General features: G+C 36.1%; 11 protein-coding genes and 1 tRNA gene. 7 read left to right on the forward strand and 5 right to left on the reverse strand.

Annotated features, from left to right (window positions below; genetic code table 11):
* Positions 1-126: 126 nt before the first annotated feature.
* The gene (locus tag BZK14_RS00205; protein ID WP_077924605.1) at positions 127-924 is read right to left on the reverse strand and encodes a siderophore-interacting protein; all 798 of its coding nucleotides are present in this window, start codon (positions 922-924) and stop codon (positions 127-129) included.
* A gap of 141 nt (positions 925-1,065) precedes the next feature.
* Between BZK14_RS00205 and BZK14_RS00210 the strand changes: the two genes are divergently transcribed.
* The 5 genes from BZK14_RS00210 to BZK14_RS00230 all read left to right on the forward strand — a co-directional run bounded on the left by BZK14_RS00210 (position 1,066) and on the right by BZK14_RS00230 (position 5,735).
* Entirely contained in the window at positions 1,066-1,860 is a 795-nt protein-coding gene (locus tag BZK14_RS00210) for an AraC family transcriptional regulator (RefSeq protein ID WP_077924606.1), read from the forward strand.
* A 171-nt stretch (positions 1,861-2,031) separates the two neighbouring features.
* Positions 2,032-4,149 (forward strand): anaerobic ribonucleoside-triphosphate reductase, encoded by a 2,118-nt coding sequence (gene nrdD, locus BZK14_RS00215; protein ID WP_077924607.1) that lies wholly within the window; start codon positions 2,032-2,034, stop codon positions 4,147-4,149.
* A gap of 75 nt (positions 4,150-4,224) precedes the next feature.
* Positions 4,225-4,698 (forward strand): anaerobic ribonucleoside-triphosphate reductase-activating protein, encoded by a 474-nt coding sequence (gene nrdG / locus BZK14_RS00220; protein ID WP_077924633.1) that lies wholly within the window; start codon positions 4,225-4,227, stop codon positions 4,696-4,698.
* Between the two features lie 16 nt (positions 4,699-4,714).
* Positions 4,715-4,981, forward strand: a complete 267-nt coding sequence (locus BZK14_RS00225) for a DUF2845 domain-containing protein (RefSeq protein ID WP_077924608.1) — start codon at positions 4,715-4,717, stop codon at positions 4,979-4,981.
* A 10-nt stretch (positions 4,982-4,991) separates the two neighbouring features.
* Positions 4,992-5,735, forward strand: a complete 744-nt coding sequence (locus tag BZK14_RS00230) for an SDR family NAD(P)-dependent oxidoreductase (protein ID WP_077924609.1) — start codon at positions 4,992-4,994, stop codon at positions 5,733-5,735.
* A gap of 79 nt (positions 5,736-5,814) precedes the next feature.
* Here the strand turns inward: BZK14_RS00230 and acnA are convergent, their stop codons facing one another.
* Positions 5,815-8,502: an aconitate hydratase AcnA gene (gene acnA / locus BZK14_RS00235; RefSeq protein ID WP_077924610.1), complete on the reverse strand. Its 2,688-nt coding sequence runs from the start codon at positions 8,500-8,502 to the stop codon at positions 5,815-5,817.
* Positions 8,503-8,801: 299 nt separating this feature from the next.
* Here acnA and BZK14_RS00240 point away from each other — a divergent pair, with 299 nt between their 5' ends.
* On the forward strand, positions 8,802-9,323 hold the full coding sequence (locus tag BZK14_RS00240) for a carboxymuconolactone decarboxylase family protein (RefSeq protein WP_077924611.1): 522 nt from the start codon (positions 8,802-8,804) through the stop codon (positions 9,321-9,323).
* A 278-nt stretch (positions 9,324-9,601) separates the two neighbouring features.
* Here the strand turns inward: BZK14_RS00240 and BZK14_RS00245 are convergent, their stop codons facing one another.
* Positions 9,602-11,659 carry an FUSC family protein gene (locus BZK14_RS00245; RefSeq protein ID WP_077924612.1) on the reverse strand — a complete coding sequence of 686 codons (2,058 nt, stop codon included), beginning with the start codon at positions 11,657-11,659 and terminating at the stop codon, positions 9,602-9,604.
* Between the two features lie 108 nt (positions 11,660-11,767).
* On the reverse strand, positions 11,768-13,576 hold the full coding sequence (gene dsbD / locus BZK14_RS00250; protein WP_077924613.1) for a protein-disulfide reductase DsbD: 1,809 nt from the start codon (positions 13,574-13,576) through the stop codon (positions 11,768-11,770).
* 123 nt (positions 13,577-13,699) lie between these two features.
* Here dsbD and BZK14_RS00255 point away from each other — a divergent pair.
* Positions 13,700-13,775, forward strand: a tRNA-Gly gene (locus tag BZK14_RS00255).
* Positions 13,776-13,807: 32 nt separating this feature from the next.
* On the opposite strand, the gene BZK14_RS00260 is transcribed toward BZK14_RS00255, so the two are convergent.
* Positions 13,808-15,748, reverse strand: a complete 1,941-nt coding sequence (locus BZK14_RS00260) for a tetratricopeptide repeat protein (RefSeq protein ID WP_077924614.1) — start codon at positions 15,746-15,748, stop codon at positions 13,808-13,810.
* Positions 15,749-15,799: the final 51 nt, after the last annotated feature.

Here is a 15,799-nt window from a genome sequence, read left to right on the forward strand (position 1 = left end):
GGAGAGATAAAGGCTGTTTCATAAAAAATTACCATTATTTGAAAACAACAATGGTAATCTTTATTGGAGTTTCTGAATTTATAATCTAAGACAATATTATTATAAATTCAGACAAGTTCTCTCACATTAATCCATGCGTTTTTCGCGTTCTTCGTGTTCTTTTTTACCAATTTGCCAATAAGCACAAGCGTAGAACTCGCGTGATGTCCATTCTTTCTCTTTGCGTAAGTAATCACGTAATTTTTTCACAGTCGTAAATTCAGCTGTGATGTGAACAAAATGCGATGCAGGCATTAAATCCACCATTGTTTTGGTTAAATCAAACAAATCGCTACCTGTTTCAGGGTGTGGGTTGATTAACCAATGCAAATCCAAATCAGCAGATGTTTGGTAATGAGCTGGCAATACATCTTCTTTTGTCATCACTTCTGTGATTACAGTTACCTTTGCATGGCTTGGCACTTGTGCAACCAAAGCTGATACCGCAGGAATGCCTGTCATATCTGTCACAAATAGATAATGATCCGCTTCTGTTAACACATCACGATGATTCAATTTCATTGCTAAACCGATTTCATCATTCTCTTTAGCATTCATTGCCCATTGGCAAGCGATCGAATCGCCTTCGTGAACTGCAAAATCCACCACTAATTCTTTAGCATCAAGATCAATATCACGGTGCGTATAAGTGCGCACAACTGGGCGATTGGCTTCGTTTTCAATATCCCATTTACGAGTTTCTTCATTGTAAACAGGCATTTCTACAGTTGCATTGCCTTGTGGCGGAATGAACAATTTATTGTTTACGCCCAAAGATACATCTTTATAATGTTCAATGTCATCGCATTTCAATACAATGCGAAGATAATTTGGTGTTAAGAATTCTTTGCGAGCCACTCGCACAACAGTTCTATGAACTTGCATTATGTATTCTCCCTTTTAAATGTGATGATATCTTGCTGTATATCATTACTAAATGCAAATGATAATTACTGTGATTTGTGGGAGATGGCTTGATAAAAGGGTGAGTTGTGATTAAATCATCAAAAATTACAGGACAATATAATGGCATGGATAGAAGCGGATGCAATCTTTGATCCCGATACAATGGCGATGCCCATCATTGGGATTTCATCTGAATTGGTGAAGCATAACTCTGGTGAACACCAGCATAATAAAGGGCAATTACTCTTTGCACAGCAGGGCAGTATGCGTGTTGTGATTGATCAAAAGCTCTCTGTCATTCCACCACAAAAAGTTGTGTGGTTGCCACCGAATCAACCACATTGCGTATTTTTTACAGAAGTTGTGGGTTATCGTTCTATTTATATCGATACTGAGGTTTTTCCTCATTTGCCAAAAGAACCTGCAACATGGAGCTGTTCACCATTACTAAAATGTATCCTAGAGGAGATCGCACAATCAGATTGGGCAATGGATTGGCAATTACCATCTCGTGGTGCACATTGGTTATTAGTTTTGTGGGATGAGCTGAAATTAGCTGATCGTGAAGAGCATTATTTAGAGTTGCCGAAAGATTATCGTCTTCAGAAATTTGATCTATTAACTTATGCGCCGCCATTGTCAGAATTAGCTAAACACATTGGCGCCAGTGAACGAACCATTACGCGCATATTTTTGAAGGAAACAGGCTTAAATTATCAATCATGGCGACAGCAATGGCGACTGTTCAGAGCCATAGAATTACTGAGTGAGCAGAGAAGTATGATGGACATCGCATTAGCATTAGGCTTCGCCAATGATAGTGCCTTTTCCACCTTTTTTAAAAATATGACAGGATCATCACCCACTAACTATTCATCAGTTGATAAGAGTCAAACAGAGCAAGAATATAGATAAGAATATTCTCATCTTGTAAATGTGAGTGAGGATTCATATTGGCTATGTTTGCTGTGATTTCAATCACTTTTATGATTAATGTGCTAACATTTTTTGACTGTTTTTTATGAATGGGTTTCCTATCATGTTGTTCTATTCCTTTCTGTCAATTTAAGTTTTGGAGAGAACAAGATGACGGTTGTAATAAAACGTGATGGCTGCCAAATGCCATTTGATCAACAACGAATTTACGATGCAATATACAAATCAGCGATAGCTTCCAATGTGAGCGATGAAGCTTATTGCCAACATGCTACGCAATTAGTGACAAAAGCAGTAACAGATCAGCAAACGATCGCGATAGAAAAAATACAAAATGCGGTTGAAAATGCTTTGATGTCTGGCCCCTATAAAGAGATGGCGCGCTGTTATATTGAATATCGCCATGATCGCGATAAAATCCGCGAGCAAAAGAGCAGATTAAACCAAGACATTAAAGGCTTAGTGGATCAAACCAATGCGGCGATTCTCAATGAAAATGCCAATAAAGATAGTAAAGTAATTCCAACGCAACGTGATTTGTTGGCTGGGATTATTACAAAGCATTATGCTATTCGTTATATGTTGCCAAAAGAAGTGAGCCTTGCCCATGAGCGAGGGGAAATTCATTATCATGATTTGGATTATGCGCCATTTTTCCCAATGTTTAACTGCATGTTGGTGGATTTAGAAGGAATGCTGAGCCAAGGTTTTAAAATGGGCAATGCGGAAATAGAGCAACCTAAATCCATCACAACTGCAACGGCTGTGACTGCTCAAATCATCGCACAAGTAGCAAGTCATATTTATGGTGGCACAACCATTAATCGCATTGATGAAGTGCTTGCACCTTATGTGGCAATCAGCTACCAAAAGCATTTGAAAATTGCTAATGATTGGGGCATTCAAGATCGAGAAGCTTATGCCAAAGAGCGTATCGAGAAAGAATGCTACGATGCGTTTCAATCCTTAGAATATGAAGTGAATACATTGCATACAGCCAATGGGCAAACGCCCTTTGTCACATTTGGTTTTGGTTTAGGCACAAGTGAAGAATCACGATTAATTCAAAACTCTATTTTAAAAGTGCGAATGAAAGGCTTGGGTAAAAAGGCTAAAACGGCGATTTTCCCAAAATTGGTTTTTGCGATTAAAGATGGGGTTAATCATAAAGCGGATGATCCCAATTATGATATTAAGCAGTTGGCAGTGGAATGCGCATCGAAACGAATGTACCCAGATATTCTGAATTACGAACAAGTGGTAAAAGTCACAGGTTCATTTAAAACCCCGATGGGCTGCCGAAGCTTTTTAAGTCGTTATGAAGAAAATGGTATTGAGCAGCACGAAGGCCGGAATAATTTGGGTGTAATCAGTTTGAATCTGCCTAGAATTGCAATTGAAGCCGCATATGATGAAGCGAAATTTTGGCGATTATTAGATCAGCGTTTGGATATTTGCAAGAAAGCACTGTTAACTCGCATTGCACGATTAGATACAGTCAAAGCACGTGTTGCCCCCATTTTGTATATGGAGGGTGCTTGTGGCGTGCGCTTAAAGGCAGATGATAGCATTGCACAGATTTTTAAAAATGGTAGAGCTTCTATTTCACTCGGTTATATTGGTGTGCACGAAATGTTACAAGCTTTATATGGCACGGAAACTCATCCTTTTGATGATGCAATGAAGCAAGCGAAAGGAGTTGAAGTGATTCAATATCTTCGTCAGAAAGTGGATGAGTGGAAAGTAGAAACAGGTTATGGATTCAGTTTATACAGTACGCCAAGTGAAAATTTATGTGATCGCTTTTGCCGATTGGATGCAGCAGAATTTGGAGTAATTGATGGTGTCACGGATAAAGGTTATTACACAAATAGCTTCCATTTAGATGTAGAAAAAAGCGTGAATCCTTATGCAAAGATAGATTTTGAAGAAAAATATCCGCCTTTAGCTAACGGTGGTTTCATCTGCTATGGCGAATATCCTAATTTACAGCATAACTTAAAAGCGATTGAGGATGTTTGGGATTATAGTTATTCGCGCGTGCCATATTACGGCACAAATACGCCAATAGATGAATGTTATGATTGTGGTTTTACGGGCGAATTTTCTTGTGAAAGCAAAGGCTTTACTTGTCCAAATTGTGGCAATTCTAATCCTGATCGTGTTTCAGTAACACGCCGTGTTTGTGGTTATTTGGGAAGCCCAGATGCAAGACCGTTTAATCACGGTAAACAAGAGGAAGTAAAGCGTAGAGTGAAGCATTTATAGTTTTTCATATATGAATTTATTTGAGTGATTAGCAATCTTGCCGAACAGGCAAGATGTTATATGTGGGAAAATAAAATGAATTATCATAAATATTACTCTGTGGATGTTGTGAATGGGCCGGGTACACGATGTACTTTATTTGTGTCTGGTTGTATTCATCAATGTAAAGGTTGCTATAACAAACGCACTTGGAAAGTTAATTCAGGCAAGCCTTATGATAAAGCTTTAGAAGATAAAATTATTCAAGATTTACAAGATACAAAAATTAAGCGCCAAGGCTTATCTTTGTCAGGTGGCGATCCTTTATTGCCTGATAATTTGTCAGTGATCCTGAGATTATTGCAACGTGTGAAAAATGAATGCCCTAATAAAAATGTTTGGGTTTGGACAGGTTATCGATTACAAGATTTAACGGATGAGCAAAAAATGCTTTTGAGTTATATTGATGTATTGATCGATGGTCAATTTATAGAATCAGAAGCAGATAAAACACTCGTTTGGCGAGGTAGCCAAAATCAGATCATTCATTACTTAAAAAAATTAGAATAATATCAAGGGGTTTCTTATGAAAAAATTATTCACTACTTTGTTGTTATTATCTTTTGTATCGTTCTCATATGCGGATGCGATTCGCTGTGGTAATCGACTGGCTAAAACAGGTGATGCTAAAGCCTATGTAATTGAAGTGTGTGGGCAACCCATCAGTGAAGATTTAGTTTCTTGGGAAAATGATATTGCAGTCTATCATTTGACTTATAAAGAAAATGGTAATTTAAAAGTGTTAATTTTTAAAGGTGGAATTTTAACTAGCATTATTGATGCTAAAAAATAGAGGGTAAATTATGAGCTTTGAAAACAAAGTTGTCATCATTACAGGTGGTGCCAGTGGCATTGGTTATGCAACAGTTGAGGCATTTTGCAAAGAAAGTGCAAAAGTTGTGATTGCTGATTTACAAGACAATGGGCAAGCTGTGAGTGATGAATTCAATCGTAAAGGCTATCAAACGGTATTTTTCAAAATTGATGTGCGCAATGAAGAGGAAAATAAAGCATTAGTGCAATATGCGATTGATAAATTTGGTGGCTTGGATATTGTGTTTGCCAATGCTGGCATTGCAGCAGATGCACCAGTCGCACAATTAGCCATTGATGCATGGAAACGCACGATCGATATTAACTTAACAGCTGTTTATATATTGAATAAATTTGCGATTGAATATTGGTTAAAAGAAAATAAAAAGGGCATTATTGTGAACTGTGGTTCTATTCATAGTTGGGTTGGCAAACATGGTGTGACAGCTTATGCCGCATCTAAAGGTGGCGTGAAGCTCTTAACACAAACATTGGCAATCGATTATGCATCTAAAGGTATTCGTGTGAATGCTGTGTGCCCAGGTTACATTGATACGCCATTACTTAAACATTTGGGTGATGAAGTGAAACAACAGCTCATTCAAGCACATCCGATTGGTAGATTGGGAAGGGCAGAAGAAGTTGCTAACGTTGTATTGTTCTTAGCAAGCGATGGCGCAAGCTTTGTGAATGGAACTTCTGTGCTAGTTGATGGCGGGTATGTTGCTCAGTAATCAAACATAATATTTAAATAGAAGCATAAAAAAATCCCATGTAAAAAACATGGGATTTTTTGTGGCTAGCTAAAATTGATTACTTAGCTGCTTTGCTTTTAGCGATCAAGTCACGCAATACATAGTGCAAGATACCGCCAGCTTTGAAGTAATCTACTTCGTTTAATGTATCGATACGGCACAATACAGTGAACTTAGTTTCTTTACCTGTTGCTGGGTTAGTTGCAACTACTTCGATATCTTGATGAGGTTTGATATCATCATTGAACTCGATGTGGAAGCTTTCTGTGCCATCTAAACCTAATGATTCAGCATTGTCACCATTTTTGTATTGAAGTGCCAAGATGCCCATACCGATTAAGTTAGAGCGGTGAATACGCTCATAGCTTTCTGCGATTACAGCTTTAACACCTAACAAGTTAGGGCCTTTAGCTGCCCAGTCACGGCTTGAACCTGAACCATACTCTTTACCTGCTAAGATGATCAATGGTGTTTGATCTTCTTTATACTTCATAGCAGCGTCATAGATCGCCATTACTTCACCAGATGGTAAGTACTTAGTCAAACCACCTTCAATGCCAGGGATCATCTTGTTACGGATACGGATGTTTGCAAATGTACCGCGCATCATCACTTCATGATTACCACGACGAGAACCATACGAGTTGAAATCTTCAGGTGCAACACCGTTTTCAATCAAGTAACGGCCTGCTGGAGAATCTTTCTTAATTGAACCTGCAGGTGAGATGTGATCCGTTGTGATTGAGTCACCAAATACAGCCAATACACGTGCTTTATCAATTGCTTTCAAAGCTTGAATTGGTTGATCAATGTGCTCGAAGTAAGGAGGATGTTGAACGTAAGTAGATTTTTTATCCCAGTTATAGGTTTCGCTATCTGTTACAGCGATTGATTGCCATTGTTCATCGCCATCAAATACGCCTTCATAACCTTTTTGGAACATACCACTTGTGATCATCAATACTTCTTTAGCGATCTCTTCATTAGATGGCCAAATATCTTTCAAGAATACATCTTTGCCATTAGCATCTTGAGCGATAGGATCTTTTGTCAAATCAATGTTTGTAGAACCTGCAATCGCATATGCAACGACTAATGGTGGTGAAGCCAACCAGCTCGCACGGATTTGTGGGTGAATACGGCCTTCAAAGTTACGGTTACCAGACAATACGCCTGAAACAGTCATGTTGTTTTCATCAATTGCTTTTGCAACTTCAGGAATCAACGGACCAGAGTTACCAATACACGCTGTACAACCATAACCTGTCAAGTAGAAGCCGATTGATTCAAGGTGCTTCATTAAGCCAGCTTTTTCCAAGTATTCACTTGCAACTTTAGATCCTGGTGCCAATGAAGTTTTAACCCATGGCTTACGTTTTAGACCTAATTCAACCGCTTTCTTAGCAACTAAACCAGCTGCCATCATTACGCTTGGGTTTGATGTATTTGTACAAGATGTGATTGCTGCGAATACAACATCACCATGGCGTAGTTGTTCTGCTTTGCCATCTAAAGTGATGTTTACTGCTAAGTCAGGATTTTCAACGCCATCAGCGATGAATTTTTTGCTTGTTGCTGGTAAGTCAGCCAAGATTACGCGATCTTGTGGGCGACTTGGACCCGCAATACTTGTTTCAACTGTACCTAAATCCAATTCTAATACATCTGTAAATACCGGTTCATCACCAGCATTGCGCCATAAGCCTTGTGCTTTAGCATAAGCTTCTACGCGAGCAACTGTATCATCAGAACGGCCTGTTAAACGCATGTAATCTAATGTAATATCATCGACAGGGAAGAAGCCAACAGTTGCACCATATTCTGGTGACATGTTAGAGATTGTTGCGCGGTCAGCCAATGGTAATTCTGCTAAGCCATCACCAAAGTACTCAACGAATTTACCTACAACGCCTTTTTTACGAAGCATTTGTGTAATTGTTAATACTAAGTCTGTTGCTGTTACGTGGCTACGTAATTTACCTGTCAATTTGAAACCTACAACTTCAGGAATCAACATTGAAATTGGTTGGCCCAAGATTGCAGCTTCAGCTTCGATACCACCAACACCCCAACCTAAAACAGATAAACCGTTGACCATTGGTGTGTGTGAGTCTGTACCTACGCATGTATCTGGAATTACCCATTCTTTGCCATCAACTTTAGAAACCCAAGCTGTTTTTGCTAAAAACTCCAAGTTAACTTGGTGACAGATCCCTGTGCCAGGAGGTACTACGCTAAAGTTATCAAATGCTTTTTGGCCCCAACGTAAGAATGCATAACGCTCACCATTACGTTCCATTTCTAAATCAACGTTTGCAGTGAATGCTTGATTGTTACCGAAGTTATCGATCATTACTGAGTGGTCAATGACTAAATCAACAGGTGATAAAGGATTGATGTTTTCAGGGTTTTCACCTGCTTTGATCATAGCATCACGCATTGCAGCTAAATCTACAACTGCAGGAACGCCTGTAAAGTCTTGCATCAATACACGAGCAGGGCGATATTGAATTTCACGATCAGATTTGCGATCTTTTAACCAATCGCGAATAGCTTCGATGTCTTGTAAGTTAACAGTTTTGTTATCTTCATAACGAAGCAAGTTTTCTAAAAGTACCTTCATTGATTTAGGTAGCTTAGAAACATCCCCCAATGTTTCTGCCGCTTTAGGAATTGAATGATAAAGAAACTCTTTATCACCAACTTTCAGCGTTGCTTTGGATTGTAAACTGTCGATTTGACTCATGCTCCACTCCTTGTTTAGTTAAACAATTACTAAAATTTATAAATCAGGCTTTGATTTAGATAACCTCAATAAACAATATGTTGTTAGAAAGTAATTTTTTCAAGCCTTGAATAATCCCCGTTTATTATATGCAAAGAAGCTGTTAAGACAATCCTATTTGAGGTATTGTTGATATTTGAAGTTATTTATCATCTCGATCAAGATTATCAATATGACTTTTTCATAAAAGTTATTAATAATAGACACACTTTTTAGGAATTAGTCAGAAATACTATTTTTTTATAATTAAGGAGTTAAAAATGTCAATTGATGCATTAAAAGCGATGTTACCAGATTATGCTAAGGATATGCGTTTGAACTTAAGCAATGTATTAAGTGAAGCAGGTTCAGAAGGCTTGACTGAAAAGCAAATTGCAGCAATTGCTGTAGCTGTTGCTTTGAGCACAAAGTCAAAAGTTTTAATTGAAAATATTGAAGCTTTTGCAGCCCCATTCTTAACCGAAGAAGAGATGAATGGCGCTAAAGTTGCTTTTAGTATTATGAGCATGAATAACATCTATTATCGCTTTGTTCATCTAACAAGCAATAAGGAATATGCAACAATTCCAGCACGTTTACGTATGAACAGTATGGCCAATCCAGGCATTGATAAAGTAACATTTGAATTGGCTTCTATGGCTGTTTCAGCTGTGAATGGTTGTGGTATGTGTATGGATTCACATGAGAAAAACTTACGTGATCATCAAGTAACAACTCAAGCAATCCAATCATCTGTACGTATTGCTGCGGTATTGTTCTCAGTGGGTTGCACATTGAACTAAGCAACCATGTTAGTTATGAGTATTAGAAAGCCTGCATCGCAGGCTTTTTTTAATGATCATGATTTAAATCTTTACTGATTGTAGATATACATAAGATTTTTCTACATCAATATCTATAATATTTTGAGAATTTAGAATCTTGATGATTTAATTTAGATCAAAAGAAATATAAAAAAAGAGGTTAAATTTCCTCTTTTTTCTTTTACTCAAGGCTTAAAATGATTGATTTTTATTCATTTGAATTTTATGAATCAAGATTTTATTGATGTGTATCATTTTTATGTATTCGCTTCCACCATCCAAATTAAGGGTTTTAGCTCTTGCCCAGTGAATGGTTTAGTATTTTCACTGCTTGGAATGGATGGGTCTAAACGCATTTTTGTCAGCATGATCAATTCTGCAAATTCGGGAATATCTTTAGGGTCTTTAGCTAATTGATCCAATGAATAACCTAAAATTGCTAATTGCGATAGTACAGATTGCTGACGAATCATAAACTCATTGTAGTAATGGAAATCACCATGGAATTTTTGAGGTTCTTTTTGCATGCGTGTTAAGGAGTTGGATAACTGAATGATCAATGCTTGTGTATCTTTTAATTTTACATAAAAATCGGAAGGCTCAATTGTACGATGAATCCAGACATTTTCTAATGTTTCGAGAAGATCATATGTATGAAAACGAATTCTATCAGCTAATCTAGGCGCTTCTCGTTTTTCCCATGAGGGTAAAAAATATATTGTGAATGCTATGGCGATTAATGCACCAATGGCAGTATCTAAAATGCGTTCTCCTGCTAATGCTAAACCTGAAATATCAATACCAATATTTAATGTTAAAAGGACATATAAAGTTGTAAACATCACTGATAATTTATAGTCAATATTACCTAGCGCATTACTTAATACGACACCAATAAAAATATAGAGAATAATGTAAGACATCGGCGGATGAAAGGAGATAATGATACCGACAAGAGCACAACCCATAATTGTACCAATAATACGATTGCGGCTGCGTTCTTTCGTCAAGCTAAACCCAGGTCGCATTAACGTCATGATGGTAAATGCTATCCAAAAACTATGCCCTAAGATCTGTTTTTGTTCTAGTACTAGATTGATGAATGTCAATGTACAGAACATTGCTATTGCCGTACGAATTGAAAAACGCATGTAATCAGATGATAACGACAGATTTTCTTTAAGGATATTCCATGACCAATAGCTATGTGAAATATGTTTTTTGAAATTATCTCCTAAATCTGGTGCTTCAATTTGATCCAATAAAAGTTGTCTGATTTTATCTAATTGTCGATTCATCACCCATGCTTTTCTATAGTGTGCAGCTAAAACATGATAAGCATCTTGATCTTCTTCATTAAGATTTTGGTTTTTGAGTAACTCTAGCTCATATTCCAACGCTCGAAGTTCAGCCTTAAATCCCAATCTTCGGATCATTCCACCGCCACCTAAAGTGAACATGGACATTTCATCTAAGTTATTGGCAGCTTTCGTATAAAGATCGCGGAAGAAAATTTGAATATCAGAATTCTCATAAGATTGACGTATGGTAGTAAAATCTTGATAAGGTGCAACTAATCGGTCATAAATATCCGTTAATAATGTCAATTCGCCAGCCATTTTAATAATTTTGGGATCGTGGCGATTAGGTGCACGAAATAGCAAATCTCGGACTTGTTGGAGATCAGCAACTAAAAGTGTTTGTGATTCAATTAGGTTTGCAAATTTTTTATCTAAGTTGCTATTTTGGCGATAGCATTCAGATAATGCCCGAAGGTATTTAGATAAGCTAATGTAACAAGCTGATAATGTTTGTCTTAAAATATAGTCCGCAAAATACTTAGCAAAAATAAGCGCATAAATGACATAGAAAATTGAACCAAAGGCAAAATCTATGACATATTCTGTAAATTCATAGGTGTTGCGTCCGGTGATCATTGCAATGAATATGAATGTGAATCCTATAGTATTTGCCTTGATGCCAAAGCAACTGATGAAGTTACTAAAAAATACAACAATGGATAACGATATGATGAATAAGAAAGAGAATCCATCAAATTGTGCAAAATAAAAGGCAATGAGTAGTGTGCCTAGCAATGTAACAAGTAGTTCATTGCGCTTATGTTTAAAAGAGCCAATTTGATCTGCAATGCCAATGGTTAAGCTGGCATACCCAACAGTTACGAGATTTTTGGATTCTCCACCTAATAGATAAACAATTAACACAGGCAAAAAGACGCCAATGCCTTTGTATAAGCCCATGGTGAAATCGTAGGTGAAGAAAAAACGATAAATATTGGTGATAGATTTGTTCATACGAAGTTAAAGGTGCTTTTAACTAGGAAGATTAAAGATAGGTAAGCTCATCATTATAGATGAGCTTAAATAATCAATCTAGGGAAAAACCTGAATTTTTATAATATATTAATTTATGGGATGTTTAGTTAAAATATAATCTAAATGATCACGAAATTTATCTGCTGGAACATAGCCCATGACTCGATATTCAGGAATTTCATTGCCATTTTGATCAAAAAATAAGATAGCAGGAGGACCATAAATGCCAAAATGTTTCTGAATTTGTTGATTGGTTTTATTGTTTTCAGTCACATCAACAAGGAAAAAATTTAATTTTGCTAAGCGTTCTTTGACTTCAGGATCGCTAAAAGTATATTTCTCTAATTCTTTACAGGATACACACCATTCTGCGTTGAACTCTAACATAGAAATCTTGTTTTGATTATCTTGTAATGCATTATTCAAACCATTTAAACCAACAATATTGATAAATTGTGGGCGTTCTTTAATTTGTATACTTTCATAACTATAAAAAATTGTAATACCTAATGTTAGTAATGCGGGTAATATAAAAAAATTAGGCAATTGCTTGGTTTTAAAGACTTTAATGATAAACCATACTGTTAATGATAGCGATAAGACTGCATAAAGTATATTTTCCCAAAAATATGGCAGGATTCTACCTAAGAAATAAACAGCGATTCCTAGCATAATGAATCCAAAAAACTCAGTGATTGCATTCATCCAAGAACCAACTTTGGGTAATAAGTACCCAGAGGAAACGCCTAAAATTAATAAAGGTACGCCCATACCCATACTCATTGAGAATAAGGCAAAACCTCCCAAAACATAATCTTGAGTTTGTGAGATTAAAGTAATGATGCCAATCAATGGTGCTGTGACACAAGGGCCAACGATCAATGCGGATAATGCACCCATAATTGCAGCACCTGCATATGTACCATTTTTAGATTGGCTTGCAAATTTATTGAGATAGTTTTGGATAAATCTGGGTGTTTGTAATTGGTAAGCACCAAACATACTGGCAGATAATAAAATAAAAAGTAGGGCGAAGCCAATGAGCACATATTTATTTTGGAAAGCAGCAGATAAGCCACTGCCTAGCATTGCAGCTATCATGCCAAGAATGGTATAAACGATCCCCATTGCTAGTACATAAGATAAAGAAATGAAGAATCCACGTGATTTTGTGAGATTTTTTTCTCCAGTTAAAATGCTAGATAAAATAGGCAGCATTGGTAATACACAAGGTGTAAATGTTAATAAAATACCTAATAAGAAAAATAGCGGTAGTGCAAGATATTGTTGCTCTTTAAGAAAAGCACCTAATCGATCATGTTCATTGAGTAATTGACTGTCAGTCTGTATTTCTTCAGTTATTAAAATATCTTGTCCAGAGAAATTTGGATTAACAACGATGGATTGCTCCCAATTATATGGTGCAAAGCATAAACCAGCTTTGGCGCATCCTTGTGCTTCAATGTTTAGGTATAAAGTATGAAGATTAGAAAATGGTTGTTCAAATTTTATGATCATTTCAGCACTTTGATCATAAATGGGCTGGCGACCAAAGAATTCATCTTCATGCATGATGGCTTCAGGCCAGATAATTTCTTTGATTTTAATGCCTTGGTTCAAAGGCTGAATAAAAATCTTATCCTTATATAAATAGTAGTCTGAGTTGACTTCCCAAATTAATGAAATTTCATCATCACTATTTTTAAAAATTTGGGGTTTAAAAACTTGGTCAGGTGGCAAAAAATCTTGTTGAGCAGCAATCAGGTTAGGTGCTGTTGTATTATTTTGAATCAGAGAATTGGAAAAACTTTGTCCCTGAGCAGGTATGCTAAAAAATATTAGAGCTACAATAAAGAAAAGACTTTTTAAAAATGTCTTTAAAGAGAGATGTTTCAAAACCGCCCCTTTCTCAATTTGAAGTGAATCACGAAGGAGAGATTATCTCATAAAACAATTGTGATGTGGCTAAATTCTATACTTGACGATTAAAAATATATTGTTATAATTTTCTCACTTTCTGCGGGAATAGCTCAGTTGGTAGAGCACAACCTTGCCAAGGTTGGGGTCGCGAGTTCGAGTCTCGTTTCCCGCTCCAAAATCTAAAAACCTCATCTTTGATGAGGTTTTTTATTGCTCTAGATTTTTAATTTGTTGATTTAGCTTGCTATCTGGGAATTTTTGTATAGCCTCTGCCCATATTTCTTTAGCTTTCTCTATTTTTCCTAAATTCCAGTAATTTCCACCTAAGTTAAACCAAGCTTCTTCATAAAGAGGACGTATTTTGATGGCTTCTTGTAGGGCATGGATGCTAGCTTCAAATTGTCCTGAATGAGAATAAGCAACTCCTAGATTATACCAACTGAGCTCATCTGGTTGGTATATGGTTGCTTGTTCGATAAGTAATGGTATGGCTTGCTCGGGCTTGCCTAAGTGGATTAATGCAACACCTAGACAATATCCGTAATGATCTTGTGGATTTAGATCATAGGCTTTCTTGTAACATAACTCAGCTTCTTCCCATAAATTATCCACTTGTGCCCAATGTCCGATTCTATCCCATAAAAATGCGGCATGAGATGGATCGTGGTTATTTATTAATTGGGTCATTTCATTTTTAAATTCAATATACTTCATTTCTGCTATTTGCGACTCTGTATATATAAATAGTTGGGCGAGTAAATAATGCTCTTTTGCTATATTTGCATTATAAGTATCTAGGGATAAATACTTTTTCCAAAAATTAGAAGATTTGCATGCGATTTCTATTGAAGTAAAGGTAAGTTGTGATACATATTTCGCAGACCAGTATAGGACCCATTTATGTTTTGCAGTATATCTTTGTAATTCATTTAATTGTCTAAAAAAATGGGTGTTTTGGTCTGTTTTTAATAGTAAGGCTAATCTCCATGCCTGCATTGATAAATGCTGTTTTTCATTTTGAAAATATATTGAATCTATATGGTTTAAAGCTTTTTGATAATCTTGATTGTTTTTGTGAAGCATTGCTAATGCAAAGTGAGCTTCGGGTAGATCTGGCTGGTAATGTAGTGCTTTTTCATATGCTAATTTGGCTTCTTGGGTTTTATTTAGGTGGTTATAACATGAGCCAAGATTTTTATAGGACATTCCTAGTATCTCATTACTGTGTTGAGCATGTTTTATGGCTGTGAGGTATGCATCTATGGCCTTGTGAAATTGTTTGGTGCCAAGATATGCATTTCCTAAATTATAATACATTGAATATATTTCAAATCTTGGTAATGTTTTTGTAATTTCTGCTTGAAATAGTTGTATAGATTCTTCTAAGATTTCAGATCGGATGTTTTCATTATCATCATTGTTAATTGCCAAATTAATTTCTGCTAAGTATAACAGAATTAAATTATCATCATTGTGATCTAATCTAGTTATAAATATATCAAAGTAATGACTGATTGTTGCATCCTCATTTTCTTGATAAAGAAGGGATAACAATTGGCTAGCATCATGTGTTGAGTCTGGAATTTGTATATATTGAATTTGTTTGATGATCATTTTTTTAAATTCAGTAGGAGCATCTATGTTCCATTTTTGGTGCGATAACCATTCTTGGTGTTGTGCAGTAATAATCTTTTTATGAAGTTTTGTTTGGAAGTCATCATTAAATTTTTCATAGAATCGGATAGTGATAGTATCTTGGCTTTTCCACTTTGGATCATCTCTCTCTTTTTCTGTAAGTAATTCACCAACAGATTTCACAAATAGAGTGTTACTAGGTTTGTGATAACAAATATATAAAGAATATTTTTGATGGCTTAAGTAAAAAATATTTTTGACATCAACAGGGATGCTAATCGAGCCATCTACATTATTGTCTTTTTCTGTTGCTTTGAGTTGAATATGTAGTCTGAAATTTGTGGCTGAAGATTTATGGATAAGTTCAAGTTCAAGATCAGTACCATAATCACGTTTATCTTCTTTTTGTATTTGAAATAATTGTCTATTAATCGTTTTCTGAAATGTAATTTTACTGTCTTCTTCTAGTTTATGTGAAGGAGAATATTCAGGTAGTGGATAGTTAAAAGACATATTCTAACCCTATATTTGATTATAAATATAAGGTATTTTACATGGTTTTAA

Source organism: Wohlfahrtiimonas larvae (assembly GCF_002006755.1).
Classification (GTDB): Bacteria; Pseudomonadota; Gammaproteobacteria; order Cardiobacteriales; family Wohlfahrtiimonadaceae; genus Wohlfahrtiimonas; species Wohlfahrtiimonas larvae.

Excerpts from the sequence above, each read along its gene's own strand:
- BZK14_RS00260 (WP_077924614.1), bottom strand. The coding sequence starts at position 15,748 with ATGTCTTTTAACTATCCACTACCTGAATATTCTCCTTCACATAAACTA.
- nrdD (WP_077924607.1), top strand. The coding sequence starts at position 2,032 with ATGACGGTTGTAATAAAACGTGATGGCTGCCAAATGCCATTTGATCAA.
- BZK14_RS00230 (WP_077924609.1), top strand. The coding sequence starts at position 4,992 with ATGAGCTTTGAAAACAAAGTTGTCATCATTACAGGTGGTGCCAGTGGC.
- acnA (WP_077924610.1), bottom strand. The coding sequence starts at position 8,502 with ATGAGTCAAATCGACAGTTTACAATCCAAAGCAACGCTGAAAGTTGGT.
- BZK14_RS00245 (WP_077924612.1), bottom strand. The coding sequence starts at position 11,659 with ATGAACAAATCTATCACCAATATTTATCGTTTTTTCTTCACCTACGAT.
- BZK14_RS00210 (WP_077924606.1), top strand. The coding sequence starts at position 1,066 with ATGGCATGGATAGAAGCGGATGCAATCTTTGATCCCGATACAATGGCG.
- BZK14_RS00240 (WP_077924611.1), top strand. The coding sequence starts at position 8,802 with ATGTCAATTGATGCATTAAAAGCGATGTTACCAGATTATGCTAAGGAT.
- nrdG (WP_077924633.1), top strand. The coding sequence starts at position 4,225 with ATGAATTATCATAAATATTACTCTGTGGATGTTGTGAATGGGCCGGGT.
- BZK14_RS00225 (WP_077924608.1), top strand. The coding sequence starts at position 4,715 with ATGAAAAAATTATTCACTACTTTGTTGTTATTATCTTTTGTATCGTTC.
- BZK14_RS00205 (WP_077924605.1), bottom strand. The coding sequence starts at position 924 with ATGCAAGTTCATAGAACTGTTGTGCGAGTGGCTCGCAAAGAATTCTTA.